General features: G+C 60.3%; 19 protein-coding genes and 4 pseudogenes. 16 read left to right on the forward strand and 7 right to left on the reverse strand.

Annotation, left to right across the window (positions count from 1 at the left end; translation table 11 throughout):
* Positions 1 to 1,324: 1,324 nt before the first annotated feature.
* On the reverse strand, positions 1,325 to 2,263 hold the full coding sequence (locus AGR2A_RS15130; protein ID WP_072493693.1) for a sugar-binding transcriptional regulator: 939 nt from the start codon (positions 2,261 to 2,263) through the stop codon (positions 1,325 to 1,327).
* A 179-nt stretch (positions 2,264 to 2,442) separates the two neighbouring features.
* Between AGR2A_RS15130 and AGR2A_RS15135 the strand changes: the two genes are divergently transcribed.
* The 8 genes and pseudogenes from AGR2A_RS15135 (at position 2,443) to AGR2A_RS15165 (ending at position 9,632) form a co-directional block, all read left to right on the forward strand.
* Positions 2,443 to 3,162 carry an HAD family hydrolase gene (locus AGR2A_RS15135; protein ID WP_072493694.1) on the forward strand — a complete coding sequence of 240 codons (720 nt, stop codon included), beginning with the start codon at positions 2,443 to 2,445 and terminating at the stop codon, positions 3,160 to 3,162.
* Between the two features lie 131 nt (positions 3,163 to 3,293).
* Positions 3,294 to 4,928 (forward strand): ABC transporter substrate-binding protein, encoded by a 1,635-nt coding sequence (locus AGR2A_RS15140; RefSeq protein ID WP_072493695.1) that lies wholly within the window; start codon positions 3,294 to 3,296, stop codon positions 4,926 to 4,928.
* A 214-nt stretch (positions 4,929 to 5,142) separates the two neighbouring features.
* A pseudogene (locus tag AGR2A_RS30345) lies at positions 5,143 to 5,514 on the forward strand (ATP-binding cassette domain-containing protein); the annotation flags it as partial.
* Positions 5,515 to 5,706: 192 nt separating this feature from the next.
* A pseudogene (locus AGR2A_RS30350) lies at positions 5,707 to 6,035 on the forward strand (oligopeptide/dipeptide ABC transporter ATP-binding protein).
* 48 nt (positions 6,036 to 6,083) lie between these two features.
* A complete protein-coding gene (locus AGR2A_RS15150) occupies positions 6,084 to 7,022 on the forward strand; it encodes an ABC transporter ATP-binding protein (protein WP_072493760.1) in 939 nt (312 codons plus the stop codon).
* A 10-nt stretch (positions 7,023 to 7,032) separates the two neighbouring features.
* Positions 7,033 to 7,959, forward strand: a complete 927-nt coding sequence (locus AGR2A_RS15155) for an ABC transporter permease (RefSeq protein ID WP_072493697.1) — start codon at positions 7,033 to 7,035, stop codon at positions 7,957 to 7,959.
* A 10-nt stretch (positions 7,960 to 7,969) separates the two neighbouring features.
* Entirely contained in the window at positions 7,970 to 8,851 is an 882-nt protein-coding gene (locus AGR2A_RS15160) for an ABC transporter permease (RefSeq protein WP_072493698.1), read from the forward strand.
* Between the two features lie 31 nt (positions 8,852 to 8,882).
* The gene (locus AGR2A_RS15165) at positions 8,883 to 9,632 is read left to right on the forward strand and encodes a glycerophosphodiester phosphodiesterase family protein (RefSeq protein ID WP_072493699.1); all 750 of its coding nucleotides are present in this window, start codon (positions 8,883 to 8,885) and stop codon (positions 9,630 to 9,632) included.
* Positions 9,633 to 9,803: 171 nt separating this feature from the next.
* Here AGR2A_RS15165 and AGR2A_RS15170 read toward each other — a convergent pair whose 3' ends face one another.
* Positions 9,804 to 12,188 (reverse strand): penicillin-binding protein 1A, encoded by a 2,385-nt coding sequence (locus AGR2A_RS15170; protein WP_072493700.1) that lies wholly within the window; start codon positions 12,186 to 12,188, stop codon positions 9,804 to 9,806.
* A gap of 314 nt (positions 12,189 to 12,502) precedes the next feature.
* On the opposite strand from AGR2A_RS15170, the gene AGR2A_RS30105 reads away from it, so the two are divergent.
* Together AGR2A_RS30105 and AGR2A_RS30110 are read left to right on the forward strand one after the other, a co-directional pair.
* Positions 12,503 to 12,961 carry an AraC family transcriptional regulator gene (locus AGR2A_RS30105; RefSeq protein ID WP_234797362.1) on the forward strand — a complete coding sequence of 153 codons (459 nt, stop codon included), beginning with the start codon at positions 12,503 to 12,505 and terminating at the stop codon, positions 12,959 to 12,961.
* Between the two features lie 111 nt (positions 12,962 to 13,072).
* Complete coding sequence (locus AGR2A_RS30110; protein ID WP_234797363.1) at positions 13,073 to 13,474, forward strand: helix-turn-helix domain-containing protein; 402 nt, start codon at positions 13,073 to 13,075, stop codon at positions 13,472 to 13,474.
* 138 nt (positions 13,475 to 13,612) lie between these two features.
* Here the strand turns inward: AGR2A_RS30110 and AGR2A_RS15180 are convergent, their stop codons facing one another.
* The gene (locus tag AGR2A_RS15180) at positions 13,613 to 14,611 is read right to left on the reverse strand and encodes a GlxA family transcriptional regulator (protein WP_080823108.1); all 999 of its coding nucleotides are present in this window, start codon (positions 14,609 to 14,611) and stop codon (positions 13,613 to 13,615) included.
* Positions 14,612 to 14,840: 229 nt separating this feature from the next.
* On the opposite strand from AGR2A_RS15180, the gene AGR2A_RS15185 reads away from it, so the two are divergent.
* On the forward strand, positions 14,841 to 15,677 hold the full coding sequence (locus tag AGR2A_RS15185; RefSeq protein WP_080823109.1) for an alpha/beta fold hydrolase: 837 nt from the start codon (positions 14,841 to 14,843) through the stop codon (positions 15,675 to 15,677).
* A 110-nt stretch (positions 15,678 to 15,787) separates the two neighbouring features.
* On the opposite strand, the gene AGR2A_RS15190 is transcribed toward AGR2A_RS15185, so the two are convergent.
* Positions 15,788 to 16,750, reverse strand: a complete 963-nt coding sequence (locus tag AGR2A_RS15190) for a D-2-hydroxyacid dehydrogenase family protein (protein ID WP_072493702.1) — start codon at positions 16,748 to 16,750, stop codon at positions 15,788 to 15,790.
* Positions 16,747 to 17,772 (reverse strand): NADP-dependent oxidoreductase, encoded by a 1,026-nt coding sequence (locus tag AGR2A_RS15195; RefSeq protein ID WP_185933380.1) that lies wholly within the window; start codon positions 17,770 to 17,772, stop codon positions 16,747 to 16,749. The genes AGR2A_RS15190 and AGR2A_RS15195 overlap by 4 nt, the downstream gene beginning before the upstream one ends.
* Positions 17,773 to 18,027: 255 nt before the next feature.
* Here AGR2A_RS15195 and AGR2A_RS15200 point away from each other — a divergent pair.
* Positions 18,028 to 19,523 (forward strand): annotated as a pseudogene (locus AGR2A_RS15200) (cation:proton antiporter); the annotation flags it as partial.
* Between the two features lie 31 nt (positions 19,524 to 19,554).
* On the opposite strand, the gene AGR2A_RS15205 reads toward AGR2A_RS15200, so the two are convergent.
* Both AGR2A_RS15205 and AGR2A_RS15210 read right to left on the reverse strand, forming a co-directional pair.
* Positions 19,555 to 20,376: a nickel-binding protein gene (locus AGR2A_RS15205; protein WP_072493704.1), complete on the reverse strand. Its 822-nt coding sequence runs from the start codon at positions 20,374 to 20,376 to the stop codon at positions 19,555 to 19,557.
* Between the two features lie 182 nt (positions 20,377 to 20,558).
* Positions 20,559 to 22,502, reverse strand: coding sequence for an ABC transporter ATP-binding protein/permease (locus AGR2A_RS15210; RefSeq protein ID WP_072493705.1), 1,944 nt, complete (start codon positions 22,500 to 22,502; stop codon positions 20,559 to 20,561).
* 217 nt (positions 22,503 to 22,719) lie between these two features.
* Between AGR2A_RS15210 and AGR2A_RS15215 the strand changes: the two genes are divergently transcribed.
* The 4 genes and pseudogenes from AGR2A_RS15215 to AGR2A_RS15230 all read left to right on the forward strand — a co-directional run.
* Positions 22,720 to 23,928 carry an MFS transporter gene (locus AGR2A_RS15215; protein WP_034497759.1) on the forward strand — a complete coding sequence of 403 codons (1,209 nt, stop codon included), beginning with the start codon at positions 22,720 to 22,722 and terminating at the stop codon, positions 23,926 to 23,928.
* Between the two features lie 137 nt (positions 23,929 to 24,065).
* Positions 24,066 to 24,443: a cytochrome P460 family protein gene (locus AGR2A_RS30115; RefSeq protein ID WP_080823110.1), complete on the forward strand. Its 378-nt coding sequence runs from the start codon at positions 24,066 to 24,068 to the stop codon at positions 24,441 to 24,443.
* Positions 24,415 to 25,602 carry an oxalate decarboxylase family bicupin gene (locus AGR2A_RS15225; RefSeq protein WP_234800353.1) on the forward strand — a complete coding sequence of 396 codons (1,188 nt, stop codon included), beginning with the start codon at positions 24,415 to 24,417 and terminating at the stop codon, positions 25,600 to 25,602. Before AGR2A_RS30115 ends, AGR2A_RS15225 begins: the two co-directional genes overlap by 29 nt.
* Positions 25,554 to 26,330 (forward strand): annotated as a pseudogene (locus tag AGR2A_RS15230) (FAD binding domain-containing protein); the annotation flags it as partial. The gene AGR2A_RS15225 and the pseudogene AGR2A_RS15230, both read left to right, overlap by 49 nt.
* Between the last annotated feature and the right edge of the window lie 75 nt (positions 26,331 to 26,405).

Raw genomic sequence — 26,405 nt, forward strand, 5'->3', positions numbered from 1 at the left:
TCGATCGGCTCAGTTCCAATGACACAAAAATTGCGCCAAGATCGATGCGGACAGCGGTCGGTTGAATGGATGCAGGTTCCATAAACTGCTCCTCCTGAGCGAGTGTTTAGATGCAACCTCACTCTGCCAGAGCGGCGGCCGCTGTTCACTCCTCATGGGATCTAAAGCCGAAAAGACAAACAACCCGCGCCCGCAGGCCCCTGCGCTAAATGGAGAGCTCCGGGCCTACGCGCGCTGACCCGATGCAACCAGAGGCAGGGGTCCCTTTTGGGAGCCGATAGGGGGTCCCGTTACGATGCCGATTGACAAAACTCTCCGTGGATTACGCAAGATAGCGGTCAACGCGCAGATCGACCGCCCCAAGGAAGCCGTAGGCCATCATTCCTCCAAGAGGCTTTGGTTTCAAGCCGCCCTAACAAACACCGCCAGCTCGCGCCTGACAGGATCCCGCTCCTCGCGCTCGACAAGCGCGCCTTAAAGCATAAGGGCGACACAACGCTGGCCGCAGGCTTGCGCTGCACGTTGTCGTCCAAATCCAGCCCCACAGCGTACGCTACAGCGCCTCCAACCCAATTCGTGGCCTTCGGCGACTTCTCGTAGTCGGACGCGCTCGCGGGCGCCAAAATGGACGCGCTGGTCTTCTGTCAGGTTTCCCGCCCCTTCCTCTGGGCTCGGTCACTGCCATTCGGTTACGGCGGGCGCAAAGTCCTGCGGCTGAGCAAGTCCGGTCCCGTTTCCGAGCGGCGTGGACACGGGGTGGCGCCACTCCTCCTTGTGCGAAAGCGGAGTGAGGTTTGACTTGCCATAGGTGGTGTAGAAGTAGCCAGAGCGCTCGGCCTTATCGATGCCAGCCTCGCTGCCTGCTCCTCTGACATGCGATTAAGTCTTCCGCTGTAGTTTCATCCTGAGCGGGTCTATTTCGGTCCGTTGGCGCCAATAATCCTAAATTCATCCCGATCGGGTTCTTTTGACTTCCCTTCATGCGAGGATCCGCGATTTTTCCTCCCGCTTTCCCGCCGCATAACGCTTTGCCAGAGCAGCAACCAATTCCGTCTTCGTCGTCGCGCTGATCAGCCTCATCTGACTTGCTCCGCACCCACAAATGCTGGGAGCAAATCAGATGAGGCAACGGCCAACAATCAGGGAACATTTCTAGTGAGCCAATTCGGCTCGCGATCTATTTGTCGCTGTGGTGCGTGGTGTCACCGTAAAGCTCGTATTGGCGGTTACGGGAAATGGCGGCAACCAAGAATTACGGCGAACGGTTCAAAGTCCGGAGGCTGGGAAGCCGCTTCCCTTGCCAGACCAATGGCCCACAGCACGGTCAACCACCGTCGAGCAGCCATCGGGCGCTGTCGGCATCCGTAACGATTGCCGTTGCAAGTCCGGCCCGGACCGTCGCGCGCAGGATGGCGTGCTTGTGCGGCCCGCCGGAGGCGATGATGCGGCTCGGTATGCCCCTATAGGCCTCGAGGTCGGGCGAAATCACCTGGCGGTTCAGCGGATGGTCGATTGGCCGCCCTTCGGTGTCCAGGTAGCGTCCAAGCAGATCGCCAACGGCACCGGCCGCCACCAATTCACCGATATCCGTCTGCGACGGAAGGCCGTAACGGACCTGCAGTGATTTGCCCGTCACGTCGCCGACGCTGAGGAAGGACAGATCGACATTCGAGCCATCACGCAGGAACTCCTGGAATACCGGTTGGGCCATGATCACATCATGCGCTCCCTCGCTGCCAGCATAGATAGGTGCCGCGAAATAGTGGCACTTGGCGTTCAGCACTTTGGCGAAGCTGCGGACGATCTCGAAGGTGTTGATCTCCGAGCCCCGCGTCAGCCCCCCCATCAGCGACCGTATCCGCATGTCCGGCTCGTTCGCGCCGGTCATGTGCAGCACCGTCTCGTGTAGGGTCGCGCCCCAGCCGACGCCGATCGCGCGCGGCTTGCGGTTCCGTACCACACGGTCGAGGAAGGCGGCAGCGGCGCGGCCGATGACGGCGTGCATATGCGCCGGATCTGACGGGGTCGGCGCGACGACCGCTTCCTCCAGGCCGAAGCGGCTGCACAGGCGCGCCTCCAACGCGACGTTTTCGGCGAGCGAGGAACTGAAGCTGATTCGCACGACACCCTTATCTAGGGCCTCGCCCAACAGTTCGTTCACCCGCCGCCGGGTGAGGCTCATGCGCTCGCCAATCTGCGCCTGGGTCAAACCCTCGACGTGATAGAGCCACGACGCCCGCACCATGAGTTCCTGAATATCCAACTCGCGTCCTCGACCAAATGTCACACTGCCGTAACATATGTAACCTAGAGACTCCGCATAAATGACCGCGGGGCCGAAAGCAATGTCCCGGAAAGCTCTGCGGTCGGCAATCGATTTAGCGGCGGCGCGGCATTCTCCACAAGGAATGGCCATCGCTCGTAAACAAATAGCGGAATCTCATGACGGCAGACCTCCTCATCTTCGATTGCGACGGCGTGCTGATCGACAGCGAGCCGGTCGCGAGCCGCGTCTTCTGGCAGTCGCTGCAGGCTGCCGGCGTGGCGATCTCGCATGCCGAGGTCCACCGGCGCTTCACCGGCTATTCGGAGAGTGATGCCCGGCGCATCTGTCTCGACGAGCTCGGCGTCGTGGACGTGGACCAGGCCTTCGCCCGATCGCGCGACCAGCTCTATGCCGAGTTTTCCCGCTCGCTTCAGCCGATGCCGGGCATGGACGCGCTCATCCGCTCGCTGCCGCAGCGCAAATGCGTGGCGTCCAACAGCACGCTGGAGCGGCTGCGCCACAGCCTCGGCCTGTTCGACCTGTGGGACGCCTTCGACCCGCATATCTTCAGCGCCGAAATGGTGGCGGCGCCCAAGCCGGCGCCCGATCTCTTCCTGCTCTGCGCCGAAACGCTCGGCGTCGAGCCGGCCCGCTGCCTAGTCGTCGACGACAGCCCGCACGGCATCACCGGCGCGGTGGCGGCCGGAATGCGGGCGATCGGTTTCGTCGATACGGCCGACCCGCGCGAGGGGCGCCGCGGCGTGCTCGCCGATGCCGGCGCGATGCTTGTCGTAACTGGCGCGGACGAACTTTCGCGTGCCTTCGACTCGGTCCTGGCCCCGGCTTTGCAGCCCGGTCCTGTGCGCAATTCTCAGGATTTGCCCCTGCCCGTCTGAGCGATGCCCGCCGCGGACGCCGCGACGGGCCCCGTCATGCAAAATACATGAGCCCATTAACAAACCGACACTCGAGACGCGCAAGAGGAAGGTCTCTGTTCGAGTGACCCCACGCCAAAAGGAGGATTTCGATGCTTTCCATCAATCGACGCGGCGCGCTTGGACTGATCGGCGCGACCGCCGGCAGCCTGATCCTGCCCCGCATGAGCTTCGCCCAGGGCAAGCGCCCCTCGGCGACGATTGCCGTGCAGAAGATCACCAACAACAACACGCTCGACATTTGGAACGAGCAGTCGAACGTCGGCGAACGCGTTTTCTTCCCGAACTTCTGGGAAGGCCTGATCCAGCGTGACTGGATGGGTAACCAGGGCCCGCTTCCGGGCCTCGCTACTGAGTGGAAGCGCATCGACGACAAGACGCTCGAGCTGAGGCTGCGCCAGGGCGTCAAGTTCCACAATGGCGACGAGCTGACCGCCGAAGACGTTGTCTTCTCCTTCTCGAAGGAGCGCGTGTTCGGCAATACCGAGCCGAAGGGCGGCAAGACGATCTTCGAATCCGACAACAAGCCGACCACCGTCAAGGAACTGCCGGCTTCCGTTCCGGGCATCGGCCGCCGCCTGTGGCCGGCGCTTGCCGGCGTAGAAGCCGTCGACAAGTACACCGTGCGTTTCCATAACGCGACGCCCGACGTAACGTTGGAAGGACGCCTCTATTCCGGCGGCAGCCAGATCGCCAACCGCCGCGCCTGGGATGAAGCCGCCACCTATGCCGACTGGGCGCGCAAGCCGATCACCACCGGCCCCTACATGGTAGGCGACTATAAGCCGGACGTTTCGCTCACCCTCATCGCCTTCGATGAATACTGGGGTGGCCGCCCGCCCCTCGAGGAAATCCGCTTCGTCGAGGTTCCGGAGGTCGCCTCGCGCGTCAACGGGCTGCTTTCCGGCCAGTACGACTTCGCCTGCGACCTGCCCCCGGATCAGATCGCGACCGTCCAGGCCGCCCCAGGCTTCGAGGTTCAGAACTCGACCATCCTCAACCACCGCATCTCCGTGTTCAACACCCAGAACGAGATCCTCGCCGATCCGCTGGTACGTCGCGCCATGACCCATGCGATCGATCGCCAGGCGATCGTTGACGCGCTCTGGGGCGGTCAGACCGTGGTTCCGCCGGGATTGCAGTTCGGCATCTTCAAGACGACGGACATGTTCATCGACGGCTGGGCAGCACCGGAATACAATCCGCAGCTCGCTCAGGACCTGTTGAAGCAGGCCGGTTACAAGGGCGACGCGATCCCATACCGCCTGCTCAACAACTACTACACCAACCAGACCGCCAATGGTCAGGTCATGGTCGAGATGTGGAAGCAGGTCGGTCTCAACGTCGAGATCCAGATGAAGGAAAACTGGGCGCAGATCCACGATCCGGAAGGCGTCAAGGGCGTGCGCGACTGGTCGGCCTCAGCCAATATCAACGACCCGGTCACGCCGATGGTCACACAGTTCGGCCCGAACGGTGAGATGCAGCAGAAGAAAGACTGGTCGAACGCCGAGATGAACGAGCTGTCGGTCGTGCTGGAAACCTCGACCGACCGCGCGCTGCGCAAGAAGGCCTATGCGCGCATGCTGGAAATCTGCGAGCGCGAAGACCCGGCCTATCAGGTCCTGCACCAGAACGCCGTCTTCACCGGTATGAAGTCCTCGCTCAAGTGGAAGGCGGCGCCCGCCTTCGCCATGGACTTCCGTTCTAACAACTGGACGATGTGATCGCCTCATTTCGATCCGGCGGGGCCCGCGCCGCCGGATTTGCCCTTTCAGCAACCGCAGCGGCGGGCCAAGGGCCAAGCCGCACCAAGCCTTGAAGAAGATGACCGCAATGAGCCCCAATCTCGTGGAACTTCGCAGTCTGAAGGTCGCCTTTGACGGCATTCAGGTCCTGCACGGCATCGATCTTGACGTGAAACCCGGCGAGGCGCTGGGCATGGTCGGCGAATCCGGCTGCGGAAAGTCGGTGACCTGGCTTGCAGCGCTCGGCCTGCTGCCGGGCAAGGCGAGCGTCTCCGGCTCGGTGCGCGTGGAAGGACGCGAGATCTGCGGCGCACCGCGCGAGGCACTGGAAAGCGTGCGCGGCGGACGTGTCGCGATGATCTTCCAGGATCCGTCGAGTTCGCTCAATCCGGTGCTGCGCATCGGACGGCAGATCACCGAGGCACTCGTGCTCCATCGCGGAGTCCAGGGGGCCGCCGCCAAAGCCGAGGCGCTGCGGCTGATGGACCTCGTCGGCATTCCCGATGCTCGGCGGCGTTTCGATCTCTATTCCCACGAATTCTCCGGCGGCCAGTGCCAGCGGCTGATGATCGCCATGGCGCTTGCCGGACAACCGGATCTCCTGATCGCCGACGAGCCCACCACGGCGCTCGACGCGACAATCCAGTCGCAGATCCTCGACCTGCTGATCGCCCTTCGCGCCGAGACCGGCATGGCGACCGTGTTCATCAGCCATGACCTCGGCGCCGTGTCCCAGGTCTGCGAGCGCGTCTGCGTCATGTATGCCGGACGGATCGTCGAGCAGGGTTCCATCGAGCAATTGTTCTCTGAGCCGCGCCATCCCTATACCCGCGGCCTGTTCGACGCTATCCCGCGCATCGACGGCCGCGCAACCGCCTGATCCCCATCCCCGGCACCGTTCCCAACCCGAAACACCTGTCGGCCGGCTGCGCCTTTGCACCGCGTTGCGCGCGATCCACCGACGCCTGTACTGACCAGCGGCCGCTGCTCGAACCGATGGAGGACGGCCGCCGGCTGGCCTGCTTCAGCCCCGTTCCGGCAGGCCGCCCCCACCCCGTCAAGACGAAAATCCTGGAAGGCGCATAAGTGAACATTCCCCTCATCAAGGCCGAGGGCCTGACCCGCGTCTACCCGATGCGGCGCGGCCTGTTCGGCAGGCCGACCTCCGTTCGCGCCGTCGACGGCGTCTCCCTGAGCGTCATGCCGGGTGAGGTGCTCGGCATCGTCGGCGAATCCGGCTCCGGCAAGTCGACGCTGGGGCGCATGCTGCTCGGCATCGACCCGGCACAGGCCGGAAGGGTGACCTTTGAGGGCAAGTCCATGCCGGAATTCGGCACAGCCGAATGGCGGGCGCTGAGAGCCAAGATGCAGCTCGTCTACCAGGACCCGCTGGCGGCACTTGACCGGCGGCTCACCATCGCCGCCCAGATCGGCGAACCGCTCGACATCCACGACCTCTTGCCGAAGGATGAACGCCCCGCCCGCGTCGAGACGCTGATGGCGGCCGTCGGGCTGCGCCAAGACCAGGCCGACCGCTTTCCGCACGAACTCTCCGGCGGGCAGCGCCAGCGGGCCGTCATCGCCCGGGCGCTCGCTACCCGCCCCAAACTGCTGGTCTGCGACGAACCCGTCTCGGCCCTCGATGTCTCGATCCAGGCGCAGGTCGTCAACATGCTGCGCGACCTGCAGGAAGACAACGGCATCGCCATGGTGTTCATCAGCCATGACCTGAAAGTGGTACGCAACATCGCCGACCGCGTCGCCGTCATGTATCTTGGCCGGATTGTCGAAGAGGCCTCCTCCGACGTGATCTTTGCCGCGCCGAAACATCCCTATACCCACGCGCTCGTCTCCAGCGTACCGGTTCCGGGCAAGCTGCTCGTCGGCCGAACGATACTTCAAGGCGAGCCGCCGAACCCGGCCAACCGGCCGTCCGGCTGCGCCTTCCATCCGCGCTGTCCGCTGGCGACCGATATCTGCCGCACCACCGTGCCACCGCTGCGGACCATCGACGTCCAACGAACCGCCGCCTGCCATCTCGTCAGAGGCGCCGACGCGCCGCTCGCCGCGTAAGGAAACGACCATGATCCGTTTCGTCTTCACCCGCCTGCTTCGCGCTTTCATCACCATCCTGGCCGTCGTCACCTTCGCCTTCGTCGTGCTGCGCATGTCCGGCGACCCCGCCCAGGTCATGCTCGGCCCCGACGTGCCGCAGGATGCGGTCGATGCTTTCCGCAAGGCCTGGGGCCTCGATCAGCCGCTCTGGATCCAGTACCTCGCCTACATCAAATCGATCTTCAGCGGCGATTTCGGCGTTTCGATGCGCGACAAGGCGTCCGCACTGCAACTGGTGCTGGAACGTATTCCCACCACGCTGCAACTCACGATTCCGGCGCTCGTTTTGAAACTGCTGATCGGCATCCCGGCCGGCGTCTATGCTGCACTTCACCGCCAGAGCATAATCGACCGTGGCGTGATCATGCTCTCCATCCTCGGCTTTACTATCCCGTCCTTCGTCATGGGCCTGCTTCTCGTGCTGATCTTTTCCGTCTGCCTCGCCCTCCTCCCGTCCGGCGGACAGGACACCTGGGTGCACGGCCTGCTGCCGGCAATCACTATGAGCATTGGCGGCATCGGCATCCTCGCGCGCTTCTCGCGCAGCGCCATGATTGAGGTGATGGGCCAGCCCTATATCCGCACCGCTTCGGCCAAGGGGCTGAAATGGCCTGATGTCGTCTGGCAACACGCGCTGCCGAATGCCGCCGTGCCGATCGTCACCATCGTCGGCTTCATGGTCGGTTCGCTGATCGCCGGCGCAGTCGTGGTAGAATCAATCTTCTCCTGGCCCGGAATCGGCCGCCTGCTTGTAGTGTCCGTCGCCAACCGCGATCTCGCCGTCGTCCAGTGCATCTTGTTGATGATCGCCGCCACCATGGTGGTCTCCAATCTCATCGTCGACCTGCTCTACGGCTGGCTCGACCCGCGCCTTCGCGCCCAAACCGCCCATTAAGGAGGACGCCATGAGCTCGACAGACATGGCACAGGCGCAGCCGCAAAGCGGCCACCGCACCAGCTTCCTTTCCGCGCTTCACCGCAACGTTCCCCTCTCGATCGGATTCGGTATTTTGTGGCTCGTTGCCATGGTGGTGGTAGCGATTTTCGCCGATCTGCTGCGCCCTTACGGCATCACGGCGATGGACCTTGCCAACCGCCTGGCTCCCCCTGGCAATGCCAAGCACTGGTTCGGCACCGACGAGCTCGGCCGTGACGTGCTCGCCCGCCTGATCCAGTCGATCCGCGTGTCGCTCGTCATCGCGTTCAGCGCCACGATCCTTTCGGCGGTGTTCGGCACGGTGCTCGGCTTTGCCGCGGCGAAGTTCCGCGGCTGGGTCGAACACCTGGTGCTCGTACTCGCCGACTTCCAGGCGGCCCTGCCCTTCCTCATTATGTCGCTGGCCGTTCTCGCCTTCTTCGGCTCGTCGATGCTTCTGATCGTCTGCCTGATGGGCTTCTACGGCTGGGAGCGCTACGCGCGCATCGCCCGGGGTCTGGCGATCTCGGCGAGCGCCCAGGGCTATGCCTCGGCAGTGGTCCAGCTCGGCGCCACGCCTCTACGGGTCTATTTCCGCCACATCCTGCCGAATGTCGCCTCGACACTGATCGTCTCGATGACGCTGACCTTCCCCGAGATCATTCTCATGGAAAGCGGCCTCTCCTTCCTCGGGCTCGGCGTGCAGCCGCCCGAAACCAGCCTCGGCAACATGGTCGGCTTCGGCCGCGAATACCTGACGCGCGCGCCATGGATCATGCTCGCCCCGGCCTTCGTCATCATGCTGACGACGCTGTCGATCTCGCTGGTCGGAGACTGGCTGCGTGACAAGCTCGACCCGACAGTGCGCTGACCTCTCTTACCCCAAATACAGGACCACATTCATGACGTTGATCACCGGCCATCGCGGCGCCCGCAATCTCTGGCCCGAAAACTCGCTTCAAGGCTTTCGCAACGTGCTCGAGCTCGGCGTCGACGCCGTCGAATTCGACGTCCACGTCACCGATGCCGGCGAACTCCTCGTCATCCATGACGCGACCCTGGAGCGCACGACGGATGGCCACGGCGCGGTCCGGGCGCTGACGCCTGAGGCGCGAATGAACGTCAGGCTTAGGGACAGCAACGAAACCATCCCGACGCTGTCCGAAGTGCTTTCGGTGCTGGCGGCGGCCGACGGCCTGCCCCTGCACGTCGAGCTCAAGAGCGACGACACCGGAACGCCCTACCCGGGCATCATCGAGAAGGTCGCCGCTGAACTTGTCGCCAACGGCCTTGCCAATCGCAGCTACCTGACCTCATTCGACGTCTCCGTGCTCAAAGGCTGCCGCAGCATTGCTCCGGACATCGCCCGGCTCGTCTCGGTCAATGCCGCCTGGGCCGAAAGGCAGGGCGGACTGAAGCACTTCTTCGAGCAGGACGAAGGTCTAGTCGAGATCGTCGCCATCCATCACGAACTGATGGAGACGGAATGGGACCTGATCACAAGCCTGCTGCCGCTAGACCGTCTCTGCGTCTGGACGCTGAACGACGAGGCGCTAATCACCCGATGGCTGGAGCGCGGCATCGGTCACTTGACCTCCGACAGCCCGGACCTCGCATTGACCCTGCGCGAGAAGATCGTGGCTGCCGCCTGAAGCCCTTGCCCAACCCACACATCTGGAGTGAAAACATGAGCGATATCATCGCAACCGGCTTCAATGCCGGCTCGGACAATGGCGAGATCTCCCCGTCATCGCCAACGGCGAAGTTGATGTACTTCCCAAACACAGATGTATGGTAATCCAATTTCGAATCACGTTTCATGCCTAGTACAACCCCGCAGCGTTCGATTGCAGTGCATTCCTTACCTGCGCGCTCGTGGCGCCCGATATTTCTGTCTCGTCAACAGTCGAGAAGACATCCGCCGGTTTCGTTCCAGGCTTGAACGGTTCGGGCACTGCTCCCGGTGCGCCGGGGAGTGCTTCCATTCCGGAGTGGACATCGATGTTGTAGACCTGCATGCCTTCCGGCATGTGAAAGTTCTCAGGCGGCTGGCCGGCAAGGGCAACTTGCATGAATGAATTGAAGACCGGAGCTGCTACCCCGCTGCCGGTGGCTGCCCTGCCCAAACTCTCTGGTTCGTCAAAGCCGATATAGATTCCGGTCACGAGGTCCGGGGTGAAGCCCACAAACCATGCGTCACGATTGTCGTTTGTTGTGCCGGTTTTACCGGCCACCGGCCGCCCGAGGGATATGCGTTTCGCAGCGGTGCCTTCCGATACGACACTCTCCATCATGGAGGTGACCTGGTATGCGGTCATGGGATCAAGTACGCGCTCACGCCCATCCTGTAAAACCGGTTCGTCTTGGCCCTGCCATTTGCTCGCCACACAATCATTGCAGGTCACACTCTGCTGACGATAAATCGTTCGGCCATGTCGGTCCTGCACGCGATCAATCATTGTCGGTTTAACCTGCATGCCACCATTATCGATGACGGCATAGGCCGCAACCATTCGCAGTAAACTTGTCTCCGCCGATCCGATCGACATCGACAGCAATGGTCTTACATTCTTGTCGTAGATGCCCAGCCGCTGGGCATAGGAGGTGACGGTATCCATACCGACGACATCTGCCAACTTCGCAGCCATAACGTTACGGGAATGTTCGATCCCAAATCGAAGAATGGCTGGGCCTTCATATTCGTTCGCGTCATTTTTGGGCGACCAAACCTGATCCCCTAAGTGGAATTCCACGGGCGCGTCAACAATGACGCTTGCAGGCGTGTAACCACTATCAAGCGCCGCAGCATAGACAATCGGCTTGAATGTCGAGCCGGGTTGGCGCATGGCCTGCACAGCCCTGTTGAACTGCGAAATCGAGTGCGAGAAGCCGCCGACCATCGCCACGATACGTCCGGTTTTCGGGTTCATCGCCACCAGCGCACCCTGAACCTTGGGAACCTGCCGCAATTCGAACGACGCGTTGGACTGACGCTCAACAAGGACGACATCGCCAACAGTCAACAGCTGTGAAACGGTTCTCTTTCCCAGGGCCCAATACATACCGGCTGCCTTAAGAGCATGCGTTTTGTTAAGGCCTCCTCCGATCCCGATTTGGGCATCCTGGCGATCAGTGCCGAGGACAATGGCCGGATACCACCCGGGGACATCGAAACCCAGATGCAATTTATCAAGCTTCGCGCCCCAGTCCTTGACGCTGTCAAGATGGTCTACCGGCCCACGGTAGCCCCTACCTTCATCATAAGCGACAAGCTCCGCGCGAAGCGACTGTGTCCCCGCCGCCTGTAGCCTCGGATCGAGGGTCGTTCTCACGGAAAGCCCGGTTTCATCGAGAGACTTCTGCCCGAAATCCGCAATCAGGGTTCTTCGGACCTCGTCAACGAAGAAAGCCGCATCGACAGTCATCCCGGTATCACGATGTGCGGCGACCCCGAGAGGCTGCTGTTTGGCCGTGCCGGCCTCTGCTGCAGTGACGTATCCATTTTCCTGCATGCGATCGATGACCCAGTTACGACGGGTGATCGCGGCTTCGGCGTGGGTATCAGGATTATAATTGGCAGGCCCTTTGGGAAGGGCGGCCAGATACGCAGCCTCGGCAATGCTGAGGTCCGAGACCGATTTGTCGAAATAGCTGATGGCAGCCTGGGCTATCCCGTAGGATCGTTCGCCTAGAAAAATCTCGTTGAGGTAGATTTCGAGAATGCGGTCCTTGGAGAGAACCCTCTCGATCTTGAGTGAGAGAAGGGCCTCCTTCACTTTGCGGCTGATCGTCTGGTCCGACGTCAGCAGGAGGTTCTTGGCGACCTGCTGGGTAATGGTCGACGCACCCACGGGCCGACGACCACTCCCGACATGGGCTATATCCACCGCCACGGCCCGGGCAAGCCCTGAAAAATCCAGGCCGGGATGGGAGTAGAAGTTCTTGTCCTCCGCCGAGATGAACGCCGCCTTCACCCGGTCCGGCACATCCTCTATCGGCAGAAAGATTCGGGACTGCTTTGCGAATTGCGCGATCGGCTCTCCAGTCGCGGCATAAACGCGCGACAATACCGGGGGCTCGTAATCAGCAAGTCCGGCGAAATCCGGCAGATCCGGCTCGATAGCGGAAATCGCAATCCACACGCCGCCGGCAGCAAGCAAAGCGCCGGTGAAAAGAACGGAGACGAGATAACCGGCTAAACGGATCATGCGGACTGCCTTGTTCACAATGTTACAGTGACGCTGCCCTCCGCCCTAAAACAGCATCTGGTGGAATCTGAATCGCTAATGCAAATCGGATACAACTGGCCTCACGCAAGAATGTGTCGGAATAGCGGTTTTGAACTGGATGACCACGCGATCGCTCCAGAATTCTTCCTCACTGCTGTCAAAGGGTGCGCGTCTGTCGCTCCCGTTATCTGGCCGGATCGTGATGGCAATCTGTTGCGCCACGGCATTGAAGACGGCGGCCCGGCGGTGTATCGTATCGCACACTTTTTCTTGGGGACTGGAATGCAACCTTTATGCAAATGTCGCCAAAATCGCCGTTTCACCTGACGTTCGTGCTTTTCGAGGGCTTTTCCAACATGGTGCTCGCCAGCGCCATTGAACCTCTGCGGGCAGCCCGCGATCTTTCGGGGCGTCAACTGTTTTCATGGCAATTTTGCTTTTTGAACGATGGCGCCATCGCCAGTTCGTCACGTGCGGTGATTGGCGCTGACCTACCCCTGTCCCGTGTCGGAGCGACCGATGCACTGGTCCTAGTCGCAGGCTACGGTGTGCGAAATCACCTTGATCACGATTCAGCGGCTGCTGTGCGCAGAAAAGCCCGCGGACTGCCGGTGGTGGGCGGGCATGACACCGGGGCGTGGCTACTTGCGCGCTTGGGTCTTCTGGGAGGACGCAAGGCGACGATCCACTGGATGGAGAAGAAGGAATTCGCCGAGAATTTTCCCGAGGTCCGTGTCACAGACGGACCCTAAGCCGTAGACGGTAACATCGTCACTTGCGGAGATGCACAGAGTGTTCTGAGCTGGTCACTCGACCTCATCGGCAAACACGCGGGCGAGGCGCTGCGGTTTGATGTCGCCAACATGTTTGGCGGTGTTCAAAAACCTGCTGAAAGGGGGCTGGCACGAGGGTTTGTAGGCAGGATGAGCGATCACGGCCACCCCACTGCCTTACAGCGTGCCATCATCGTTATGCGTGAAACCGCAGAACAGCCGCTCAAATTGCCAATCATTGCCGACCGTGTTGCCGGTTCAGAGCGCAGCATGGATCGCCTGTTTCACCAATATCTTGGCATGTCCGCGGGCCAGTATTACAGCCAGATCAGACTTTCTCATGCCCGCGCACTCGCGGTGGAAACCAATCTGTCGCTTTATGAAATTGCTTTTCGCACAGGGTTTTCCTCGCCCTCCACGCTTGCGCGTGCCTATCGGATGAAATTGGGAGAAACGCTTCGTCAGAAGAAGACAAAGGCTACCTCCACATGACCCGTTTGCGCCGTTCAGACGAGACTTGCCCGAACAGGCACATTGCTGAAGATGGGCTGATGTCGAAACGGTAGATTTCGGCATCAACGGGACGGCGACCTCGGTCCGCACCAGGAAGTTGGTCGCCCATAAGCGTAATCACAGTCGCACATCGCCACGATAAACGTTCGGCGTCGCTCCCGTTAACCTGCCAAATATCTTGCGGAATGCTGCCGGATCCGCATAGCCGACCGCCCAGGCGATACTCTCGACCGAGCCATTCGTCGTCTCGAGCAATTGCCGCGCCTTCATAATGCGCACGTTCTGAAGATATTCAGTCAGTTTCAATCCCGTCGCACGTAAAAAGCGACGCTGAAGCGTCCTTTCTGAAAGATGCACGCTGTCTGCAAGTTCACCAATCGATTTTTGCAGCTCTGGCGCTGCATGGAATTGATGCTGAATTTGACGCACTTCTCTGTCGCCGTGATCAAATCGGGGGATGAAAGTCTTGTATTGGCTTTGACTGCGCCGCGGCGGATCCACGACCAGAAAGCGTGCTGTCTCCAGCATGACGGTCTGCCCAAGAAGCTTTTCAACGAGAAGCAGGCCGAGATCGGCCCAAGCCAGAATGCCGCCGGCGGTGATCACGTCACCATCGTCAATGATCATGTTATCGGGCAAAACGTCTATTTTGGGAAACCGCTCGGCAAGTCTCTCGGCAAAGGCCCAGTGGGTTGTGGCGCGCCGTCCATCGATGAGCCCCGTTTCGGCGAGAACGAAAGCTCCGGCGCAGATCGAGCAGACAGTCACACCAAGTGCATGCTGGGATGAAAGCCATTTTGACGCAGGCCGCATGCTTTGCATCTTCTCCGGCATGACGATGCTCGGTGGCGCGATGATGTAGCTCAACGAATGCGATGCTCCGGTTTCCGAATCCCAGGTGCAAGAAATCGCGCCATCCTCAACCGTCCAGTGACTGACGCGGATTTTTCGAAGGCTTGTTGGCTCCTGTAAATCCGTCGCCCAATCGCCGGCGACACGGAATAAGTCCGTCAGTCCGTAGACCGCAGCCAGCTGACAATCCGGATAGATCAGTAATCCGACCTCGATGAACTCAGCCAGCATGAGATTTGTCACTTTTGCCTCTGAAAAAGTCATTTGCGCCACGTGCCTGTGGTGGCGGATGACGCTAGGTTGTTCAAGTCAACCAAGGGCATTCGAAGGCAAAGCTCGACAGGAGATATGTATGACATCTGACGCAGATCGGTTTTTCGTGTCGAGACGCAGCGTATTGATCGGTAGCATCGCGCTTGCCAGCGTGAGCATTCCGACGATCGCCTTCTCGCAGACCCCTTCCAGTAACCATTCAGCACAAGGAGAAATTGACATGGGTTTCGTAACAACCAAGGACGGCACTGAGATTTTCTACAAGGATTGGGGCCCGAAGGATGCCCAGCCGATCGTTTTCCACCATGGCTGGCCGCTCTCGTCCGATGACTGGGATGCGCAGATGCTATTCTTCGTCTCCAAGGGTTTTCGTGTTGTCGCCCATGACCGCCGTGGTCACGGCCGTTCCGCCCAGGTTGCCGATGGTCACGACATGGACCACTACGCCGCCGACGCCTTCGCCGTCGTCGAAGCGCTCGATCTGAAAAATGCCGTCCATATCGGCCATTCCACCGGCGGCGGCGAAGTTGCCCGTTATGTCGCCAAGCATGGCGAACCCGCCGGCCGTGTCGCCAAGGCGGTTCTCGTTTCCGCCGTACCGCCGCTGATGCTGAAGACCGAAGCCAATCCGGAAGGTCTCCCGATGGAGGTTTTTGACGGCTTCCGCTCCGCGCTTGCCGCAAACCGTGCGCAGTTCTTCCGTGATGTCCCGGCCGGCCCGTTCTACGGTTTCAACCGCGATGGTGCGACCGTGCATGAAGGCGTGATCCAGAACTGGTGGCGTCAGGGCATGATGGGTGGTGCAAAGGCCCATTACGACGGCATCAAGGCCTTCTCGGAAACCGACCAGACCGATGACCTGAAGAATATCAGCGTTCCGACGCTTGTTCTGCACGGTGAAGACGACCAGATCGTTCCGATCGCCGGCTCCGCCCTGAAATCGGTGAAGCTGCTGAAAAACGGCACGCTGAAGACCTATCCCGGCTTCTCGCATGGCATGCTCACCGTCAATGCCGATGTGCTGAACGCCGATCTCCTGGCCTTCATCAAGGGCTGATACCTTTGCGACATCAGAATGCGGCCGATCATTCGGCCGCATTTTTATTCGGGCAAGGCTAGATGGTGCCGCTAGGCGGTGCGATGTGAACCAAGGATCAACTCGGAAGTTCACAAAACCCGCAGTGGCGTTCCGTTCAGCCATGCGACGATATTGTCCACGGTATCTCGATAGAAAATCCGGTATGAGTTTTCGGTAATAAACCCGATATGCGGCGTCGCGATCACATTGCCTAAAGTCCGAAGCGGATGATGACTGGGCAAAGGCTCACGATCAAACACGTCCAATGCGAGACCTGCGATGCTCTCGGTTTCCAAAGCAGTAATCAATGCTTCTTCATCGATAAGTGGACCTCGTGACGTATTCACAAGCCAGGCTGTTGGCTTCATCAACGCCAGCTCGTCCTGACCGATTATGCCCTTCGTTCGCTCCGACAGAACAAGATGCAACGTCACCCAGTCGGACTCGCGAAGAAGCGTGTCTTTTTCAACCCGTCTCACACCGCCAGCCTCTGCAGCCTCATCGGTCAAATTCTGGCTCCAGGCGATCACCTCCATACCGAATGCAAGGCCGACCTTTGCAATCTGGCGGCCGATCCTGCCCAGACCGATTACCCCCAGCGTGCTGCCCGAAAGGTCGCGCCCGACCGTGGTTTGCCAGCCACCGCTCCGAAACGAGGCAATCTCTGTGGGAATATGGCGTGCCGCCGCAAGGATTAGTGCCCAAGTCAGCTCCGGGGCGCCCGATACGTTCGCACCCGTCGCCGAAACAACGATGCCGAGATCACGGGCCGCGGCAAGGTCGATTGAGGCATTGCGCCCTCCAGTCGTTGCGATGAACCGCAGGTTCGGCAGGCGCTCGAGAATACGTCGCGGCAGCGGCGTCCGTTCGCGCATGGCGCAGACAGCATCGAACGGCAAGAGACGATCAATCAGGCCTTCTTCGTCCGCGATGTGGTCATTGAAGATCGTGATTTCGGCACGGTCGTTCAATGGCGACCAGTCGGCGCTGGTGATCGCCACATTCTGGTAGTCATCCAAAACCGCGATATTTTTTACGTCACGACGGCTCATGAGACGACGCCGTCAACTTTGACGATAAGCTTGCCGAAATTCTTGCCTTTCAGCATGCCGATGAAGGCGTCGGGAGCATTCTCCAATCCATCGACGACATCCTCTCGGTACCTGATCTCGCCGCTAGCGACCCTTGGGCCAATCTCCGCGAGAAAGTCATTGAAATGATCGGCCACAAATTCAGTCTGGATGAAACCTCGAACGAGAAGGCTCTGTCTCAGGATCGCCGACATCATTGCCGGAAGACGGTCTGCCTGCGTCGAGTTTGCACCGTTATATTGAGAAACGAGGCCGCAGACGGGAACACGTCCGAACTGGTTTAGAAGAGGCAGTACCGCATCCCAGACGCGTCCTCCGACATTCTCGAAATAGACATCAATCCCGTTTGGAGAGGCCGCGGTCAGATCGCTGACAAAATTCTCCGAGCGATGATCAGCCACGCTGTCGAAGCCAAGTTCACCCTTCACGAATGCACATTTGTCCGGTCCACCGGCTATACCGACTGCCCTCGCGCCGTAAAGCTTTGCAAGCTGTCCGACCATCGAACCAACGGGGCCAGAAGCTGCAGCGACAGCAACCGTCTCACCCTGCTTCGGCTTGCCAATGAACTTCAGACCACTCCATGCAGTAAATCCCGGCATGCCAAGGACGCCGATCGCGGTCGTGACCGGCGCGCCGTGCGTCTCAACCTTTCGTAGCATGCCCCCATTGATGACCGCGCCCGTACACCAACCGGTCCGCCCGCGCACGATGTCGCCGGGCGCAAAACCGTTGTGCCGAGACTTCACGACCTCGCAGATCGTCTCGCCTTCCATGATACCGCCGATGGGTACAGGCGCCGCGTAGGATTTGGCATCGCTCATACGCCCACGCATGTATGGGTCGAGCGAAAGATACAGAACGCGGACTGTGACATCGCCCTCGGCTGGTTCGCGCAACTCGGCATCCTCAAGGCGGAAATTTTCATGCGATGGCTCTGCCAAGGGGCGGTTTACCAGCACAATGCGTTTGATCGTCATCATAAGGTCATTCCTCATATTAGCCCGAGTTTTGGGCCGCCATCGGCTTGGATGTTCCACCGGTTCTCGAACTCCGCGAATGGCGGCATCTTGTTCCTGGCGTGCTTGCGTTTTGGGTTGTAGATCATTTTGATATGGTGCGCTGCCTAAAGAACCGGTGATAATTGCCGGAACTCAGTCAAACCAGCAAAAATGACTACGTTGCTTTTTCGCAAATCTCGTCATTTGATGTGAGTCCGACGCGGATTGGGGGCGCATATGGACGGCACGCATCTGTTCGAACTCGTGATCGCGATGTTTCTCGCCATCATCGTGCTGCACTACATCGCACATCGCATGGGCCTGCCGCCATCCGTAGCGCTACTGGTGGGCGGGGGAACGCTGGCGTTCCTTCCCGGCCTGCCCACGATCGCTGTCAATCCGGAACTGGTTCTGGTTTTATTTCTACCGCCACTGCTTCTCGACGGAGCGTGGTCGATCGCCGTCGATCACCTGAAACGACACGTCTTCGGAATTGCATCTCTCGCGATCGGTGCAGTGCTGTTCACGACAATCGTCATCGCGGTCGTTGTGCACCTCCTGATGCCGTCTCTGCCATGGGCGGCCTGCGCAGCCCTTGGCGCCATCGTCTCACCTCCGGACGCCGTCTCAGCCCGTGCCGTGTTGGAAAGGGTTAAGATTCCGAGGCGTCTGCAAATCCTTCTTGAAGGTGAGATCCTTCTCAACGACGCCAGCGGGCTCGTTCTTTTTCGTTTTGCTGTAGCGGCTGCGGCCGGAAGTACATTCAGCACCACCGACGCAATCGGCACCTTCATTTTTCTGGCTCTTGGAGGTGCCGCAACCGGTGTGGTCGTTGGCTTCGCATGGGTAAAGCTAGTCCGGCACCTTGGCGACGAGTACCTCATCATTGCCGCCACCGCAATCTTGTCATGGGTCGCCTATCTTTTGGCGGAACAGATCCATGCGTCCGGTGTAATCGCCACCGTAACGGCCGGACTGATAGCGTCATGGCATCAGCACACCGTCTTTTCTGCGGCGACGCGAATGCGCGGCACCTCATTCTGGAACGTCCTTGTTTTCCTGATGGAGGCTATGGTTTTCATCCTGATAGGACTATCGCTGCGGGACGTCGTTGAACGTGGCGGCGGCTTTGGCTCACTGGTTGGTTCGATGGCACTCCCCGCGGCCGCAATCCTCATTACGCTCGTCATCGCGCGGTTCGTGTGGATATTCACATCGGATCTGGTCATCAGGTTTTGCACGGGGTCATGGTCGCTCGCTCGACGCCCCTCGGAGCAGGAGGGGTGACGGCGCTCGGCTGGGCAGGCATGCGCGGCGTCGTGACGCTGGCACTTGCGCTCAGCCTGCCGGAGGATTTTCCCGGACGTGACTTCATTCTGGTCATGGCATTCGCGGTTATCGTGGGAACCGTTCTCATACAGGGAACGACGCTTGGGTGGATTATCGCCTGGGCGGGGCTCGGCAAAATCGAACCGAAGCGCGCACCGATGACAATGAGTGAGGCTGAAGCCGCCATAGCGCAGGTCCAGCTCGCAGCCGTTCAGGGGCTTGCCTACGACGAAAGTGGGGAACTCATCCATCCCCAACTCCTGAAGAGATACGAACACCGGCTGGCGGCAAGTGTCAGATACGCCGAAAGTACCGAGAAATATTCACCACTTCTTCATGCCCACTTCGATGTCGTTCTTCAGGCTGTCGCCGCCGGCACAAAGGAACTTATTCGTCTGCGAAGGAAAGCATCGCAACGGTAGTGCCGCGTCAGGATTAGCCGTGAAGAACACCATAATCAATGCAATAGGCTAGGACCGGCTTGGCGAAGCCTTTAAGCCTGTATCGATGGCCATATACGGGGACATCGGCGCTGCCATATTCCTGCAGGGTCTTGTCCGATATCAGGATTTGATCGCTATGGGCGGCAGCACAAAGCCTTGCAGCCAGTTGAACGGTCGTGCCGAAGAAATCATTGCTGTCTTCAATCGGCTCACCACAATCAAGCCCGATGCGGATGTGAATGGGTTCGCCCGTGTCGCTGTTGTAGCGATGGAAGGCGCGCTGAATATCGATTGCACAGTCGACTGCAAGTGGCGTGGAAGAGAACACTGCCATTATACCATCCCCGGTGTGCTTTACCTCCCGTCCTGACCGTCTTACCAGACAGCCACGCACGAGCGCATCATGCGCGCGGACGAGTTTAGCTGCCATACGATCGCCCAGGCGAGCGGTCATTTCGGTTGAACCGACGATGTCAGTGAAAAGTATCGCACGGTGGCCGGCGTCCATGTGTTTGGGGGCATGCTCGAGCGGCGTCGGGTCCTGTATTCGCCCGAGAAACGCCTCCACAGCCGACAGGGCGACTTCCACAACTTCGCTGGCGACGAAACCGTGCGCTTCGCGGTGCACGTATTGCGCGGTTTCAGCATCCGGCGCATCCATGAGGCAGAAGGCGGTACCGCGCCTTTCATCGAACCAGTAGGTTAAAAACCGGACGCCATACCGGTCCTGAATGTCGATATCCTTAAGATGTGCGGCCGCAATATCGGCTGCAGAGACTCCGGCGAGCTCATGCCGGTCCATGAAGATAGGCATTGTTTCCTCCCGAGAGTATGTCGTTGCCTCATCTGGCCGCCAGATTACGACGTCACCGATTGACCGTCCACCGTTCATACGGGTGACGTCGAAAACATAGAAGCACCGAAAGAGCGATACTCATTCGCATTATGTTTGGGGGTGGAGGTGCTGCGCGATTTTCGTCCGCGATTGCCCGCTTCTTACCTGCGTTTGACCATGCGGCGGAGCAACGAGCCGGACCGGGCCTTCCTCGGAATGAGGTGGATATCGCTGACCAGCTTCGCGCCACCTTCCCGGCGTTCCAGCGTAATCTTGCGGCTGTGGAAGGCCTCCAACTCGGCGCGATGTGCCACGCTGATGATCGTAGCACCTGGCAATTCGTCGATGACTGTCTGCATCATCCTGTCCTGGCTTTTTTCATCCAGGGCGGCGGTCGCTTCATCCATGACGATGATATCGGGATCGTTCAGCAGCAGGCGGGCAAAGGTAAGCCGCTGCTTTTCACCACCGGAGAGCGTCTGATCCCACGGCGCCTCTTCTTCCACCTTGTCCTTGAGGTGGCCGAGACCGACCTTATCGAGAGCTGCGCCGATCTCTTCGGCAGTCCAGCTCTCCGCTGCCTGCGGATAACAGACTGCCCGACGAAGCGTTCCCGACGGGATATATGGCCGCTGCGGCAACATGAACAGCCGGCTGCCGGCACGAAAACTGACGCTGCCGCCGCCCCATGGCCACAGGCCGGCGATTGCCCGCACGAGCGTGCTTTTTCCGGATCCGGATTCACCTGCGACGAGCACCCGCTCGCCGGGTCCGATTTCGACATCCGTTTCCTTGACGACAGCAGTACCATCGCCCAGCGAAACGGATACATGCTTGAGGCTCAGCATGGTCTCACCCTCCGTTTCACCGCGCACGATCCGGCCGAGCGTATCGCTCTGTTCGGCCCGCTCGAGGCCGTCAAGCGACATCATCAGCGATGCGACACGCCTTGCGCAGGCATTCCAGTCCGCCAGCCGGGGATAGTTATCGACCAGCCAGCCGAAGGCGGACTGAACGATGGTGAAAGCCGATGCCGCCTGCATGACCTGGCCCAGCGACATGCTTCCGTCGAGGAACTTCGGCGCGCACAGCAGGACCGGAACGACGGGCGCAATCAGCATCGATCCATGCGACACGACGGTGGTACGCATATATTGCTGCGCCATTCGCTTCCACTGATGCCGGACATTGCGGAACCTGCTGTCGAGATCGCTGCGCTCTTCTTCTTCGCCACCCAGCAGCGCAATGCTCTCGCCATTTTCCCTCACACGGGTCAGCGTATAGCGGAATTCCGCCTCGAGCTGGTTCTTGACTTCCGAGACTTTGACGAAGTTCCGGCCGATCCACGCAATCGAGCTTGAGGTGATAAGCGCGTAAATTACCGCTGCCACCACCAGAAAGCCGGGTATCGTTATCCAAACGCCGCCGATCGGCAACGTCAGGGCGCCGCCGATCGTCCACAGGACGACGATGAAGGTGGATGCCGATACGAAGGCGGCAATGACCCCTGCAACGAAATCCACCGGCGCTTCAGTGGCGATCCTCATGTCCTCCGACAGCCTCGCCTCCGGATTTTGATGGTCGCCGTCAATCAGGTTAAGCTGGTAATAGCGGCCATTTGCAATCCACCGGGAGACCAGCACCTTCGTCAGCCAGGACCGCCAGCGCCGCTGGATCCGCATCCTGACATAGACCTGCGACGTTACAATCAGGACGCTGCCCAGAACCAGCGGCGGGAATATGGAAGCGAGAAAATAGACCGTGGACGCATCCCGTTTTTCAATCGCGTCGAAGATGCCACGATTCCAGACGTTGACACCGTATTGGAAAGCGACATTGATGCCGATCATCACCAGCAGGCCGATGGAGAACGGCCATGCCAGCCCGTCGCCGCGGCGGCTCCAGAAGCCGCGCGCGCTGATCCAGAAGCGTTTCAGTAGATATTTTTTGCGGGCCTTTTCGGCTTCCTCCGGCGTCAGGCCCTCAGCAGGTTCGATTTCCTCCGGCGGCAGCGGCTCATCGGCTGCATTCTCGACATGTACTTTCCCTGCACCATTCTTGCCGGTGCCATCGGCTCGTTTCGAATTTGCGTCAGCATCGGTCATGGACGGCTAAACGGATGGCGGTTTGAAAGGTTGCCCGCCCGCAAAGATTTCCCGCGGGTAGAAACGCTCACGCCCCCCGGACACATCCCTGCGTCAACGCACGCGCCTGCGTTGTGCGCCGCACAAACTTGGACAAATAGGCATGAAATTCGGACTTTTAGATACATATCATCCAGCAAAATTCCTTTAAAACTCTCCCAACTCAAGGAGAGATACCATGACCGACACCACATCAGAGTTTGACGGGACAACAATGTCCCTCGACATCGAGGAGCAACCCGCGTGGACAGCCGCCACATGGTTCGCGGTTCTTTCGATGGCGGCCACCAGCTTTGCGCTGGTATCGGCCGAGTTCCTGCCGGCGGGACTGTTGACGCCGATGGCGCGTGACCTCGGCATCACCGAAGGGACCGCCGGACAGGTCGTCACGGCCACGGCATCCGTCGGCGCAGTGACTGCGCTGTTGAGCAACGTCCTCATCGGCAGGCTGAACCGCAAGACCGTGCTAGTCGGTCTGAGTGCACTGGCGATCGGCTCAAACCTTCTTGCTTCCTTTGCAACCGATTTCTGGCTTCTGTTGCTTGGCCGGGCCGGGCTCGGGATTGCTCTCAGCGGGTTCTGGGCGCTTTCGGTTGCCGTCGTCGCAAGGCTTGTCGGCGCAAATGCGACCGGGCGCGGCATGGCTATCGTTACCCTCGGCGTTTCGCTCGCCACAATCGCCGCGCCTTCGATGGGAGCCCTCATCAGCGACTGGCTGGGATGGCGCACGGCAATGTCGATGACGGCAGGGCTTGCCGTCATTGCCATGCTGCTGCAAATCCTCAGCCTGCCGTCGCTGCCGGCAAGCACCAGCAACAGCCTTTCAGATGTTTTCCGCCTGACGCGGCGGCGTAGCGTTCAGCTGGCCATGCTCGCGATCCTCCTGCTCATGACGGGACATTTCGCCGGATCGGTCTACGTCCGTCCATTCCTCGAGCAGGTGACGCTCCTCGGTACAACACCGATTGCTCTCGCACTGCTTGGATTTGGCGTCGCCTCGGTGATTGGCAACGTCGCGGGTGGCCGGATGGCTGATGCCAGTATCCGTCTCGCACTCATCGTCACCGCCGCGCTGATGGCATTTGCAACGATTTCCCTGGTTCTTTGGGGCGTCCATACCGGTGCCGCATTTGCTCTCGTCGCCCTTTGGGGCCTTGCCTTCGGCATGGCGCCTGTCGTGCTGCCGACCAACCTTTCCCGGGGCGCGCCAGATGCGCTGGAGGCAGCAGGCAGCCTGATGGTCGTTTCTTTCCAGGTGGCCATCAGCATCGGTGCAGTGTTCGGCGGCTATATCGTCGATTCCTACGGCGCCACCGCGCCGCTGGCTCTGACCGCAATCCTCGCGACATCCACCGTCGCGCTCGCGCTGCTGCAGCGCGCCGATTGATATGTGTGCGCCGGCGCTTCCCTCGCCGGCACAATCGCTGCTACGATCTGATACATAAATCCCCGTTTCAGGAAACATGCCGGATACCTGCCACACAGATCATCGTCTGATCGTTTTCGGATCAGGCAGGATTTGTCATGAAGAACCAGATTTTTTTTGCCGTCGCTCTTGCAGTTGCGGCAGCAGGTTTCGGAGCCGCTTATTCAAGCCTTGCGGACAGCCCGCCGGAAAACGCCTCACCCCTCTATGGCGTTACGCTTCCCGAGGGATATCGCGACTGGCGCTTCATCGCTCCCGCACAGGAAGCGCCGCCGCTCGATGAGCTTCGTGCCGTTCTGGCAAACGACATCGCCGTGAACGCTTACAAGAGCGGAACCCTGCCCTTCCATGATGGCTCGATACTGGTGAAGCTTGCCTACAAGCGGCAGCAATCCGCGGAATTTCCACCAAGCCACGGTGCCGGGCGGGGCAACCACCGTGCAGGTGATGGTCAAGGACTCCAGGAAATATCCTGACAGCCATGGCTGGGGCTTCGGGCGGTTCGCAGGGCTCAGCGATCCCGGCCCGAAGAACCTTGTTATCAACGACCAGTTCCCCTCCTTCCAGAGCCCGCCCGCGACGGATGTCGGCGACATGCAGCTCTTCTGGGGTTCGTTCAACAATGCCGCCAAGCGTATCCAGAACGGCGGCTGGGCACGTCAGGTGACCAAATCCGATTTCGCGATTTCGGATGCCGTGTCCGGGGTCAACATGCGACTGGCACCGGGCGGCATTCGCGAGATGCACTGGCACCGCGCTGCAGAATGGGCGATCATGACCAATGGACGCTGCCGTATCACCGTGCTCGATACCGAAGGCCGTGCTTATGTCCAGGACGTCAAGGCCGGCGATCTCTGGTATTTTCCGGCCGGTTATCCCCATTCGCTGCAGGGACTTGGTCCCGACGGGTGCGAATTCGTCATTGTGTTCGACGAAGGCGACCAGTCCGAATACGGCACCCTGCTACTGACGGACTGGCTGGCGCATACCTCACCTGAACTGCTGGCGAAGAATTTCGGCGTCGAGCAGGATGTGTTCCGCAATATTCCACTGCAGAACCTCTGGATTTTTCAGGGCAAGGAGCCCGGACCTCTCTCCAGGGATCAGGAAGCCGTTGCCGGTGCAGGACTTCCCCCTCACCCCTTCACCTACAAGCTCGCGGCCTCCAAACCGCTGAAGGAAAACGCTGCTGGCGTCATTCGCCTTGCCGACAGCAGCGCCTTTACCGTGTCCAAAACCATCGCCGCCGCTATCGAAACGATCAAGCCCGGCGGGGTGCGCGAAATGCACTGGCACCCCAACGCGGACGAATGGCAATACTGGATCAAGGGTGAAGGCCGGATGACCGTGTTCGACGCCGGTCCGCGCAGCCAGACCGCCGATTTCCGCGCCGGCGACATTGGCTACGTGAAACGGAGCCAAGGCCACATCATCGAGAATACCGGCAAGACCGACCTGCAGTTCGTCGCGGTCTTCAAGACGGCAGAGTATCAGGAAGTCAGCCTCTCTTCCTGGCTAACGCATACCCCGCCGGCGCTCGTTGCCCAGCACCTGGATGTCAGCATCGAGGATGTCGCCAGGTTTCCCGTCTCGGCCATCACGTCAACGCCGTTCGCGAAGATCCGCAGGGAGTGACGCTCTCCTTTGCCGATGGCATGGAGGAACCTGCTGACCTCGTTATCGGCGCGGATGGTTTGGGTTCGGCCATCCGCAGCGCCGTCAACCGCCATTCGGAAAACACCTATGCGGGCTACGTCGCCTGGCGCGGGCTGATCCCCGAAACAAGACTGCCTGCCGACGCCGCCCTGCTGCTGGACCGTTTCGCCTTCTACATCACGTCCGGAATTCATGTTCTGGGTTATCTCGTGCCGGGATCGCGCGGCGAGACCCGGCAGGGACAGCGTCGCTATAACTGGGTCTGGTATCGTCCAACGCCTGCCGAAGATCTTGCCCGAACCTTCACGGGCCGGGACGGCAGGCATTTCGAGCATTCCCTTCCCCGCGGCGAGCTCTCCGGCAGCCGGAGGGCGCAACTGCGCGAAGAGGCTTTTTCCCTTCTGCCGCCGCAAATGGCGCTTGCCGTGGACGTAGAGGAGACGCCATCCATCCAGGGGATTTTTGATTACGAGGCGGAACACATGGTCTCCCAGCGTATCGCCCTGGTCGGAGATGCCGCCTTTGTCGTTCGTCCTCACACGGCAATGGGTGTTTCAAAGGCGGCAGGCGATGCAATGGCGCTGCGCGACGCCCTGCGGCAAACGGACGACCTTCCTGCCGCCCTTGCGCGGTATCAGAGCACCCGCCTGCCAGTGGGCAAGGCAATCGCGGCCTATGGACGCCGACTTGGCGAAACCGCGATGTGAATACGGGTGAAAAATCGGCCACGCTCCCGCCCTGCGCCCCTGCGTGTTTGCGTTACGCTTGCAACCGGGGAATTT

It is taken from the genome of Agrobacterium genomosp. 2 str. CFBP 5494 (genome assembly GCF_900013495.1).
GTDB lineage: Bacteria > Pseudomonadota > Alphaproteobacteria > Rhizobiales > Rhizobiaceae > Agrobacterium > Agrobacterium pusense.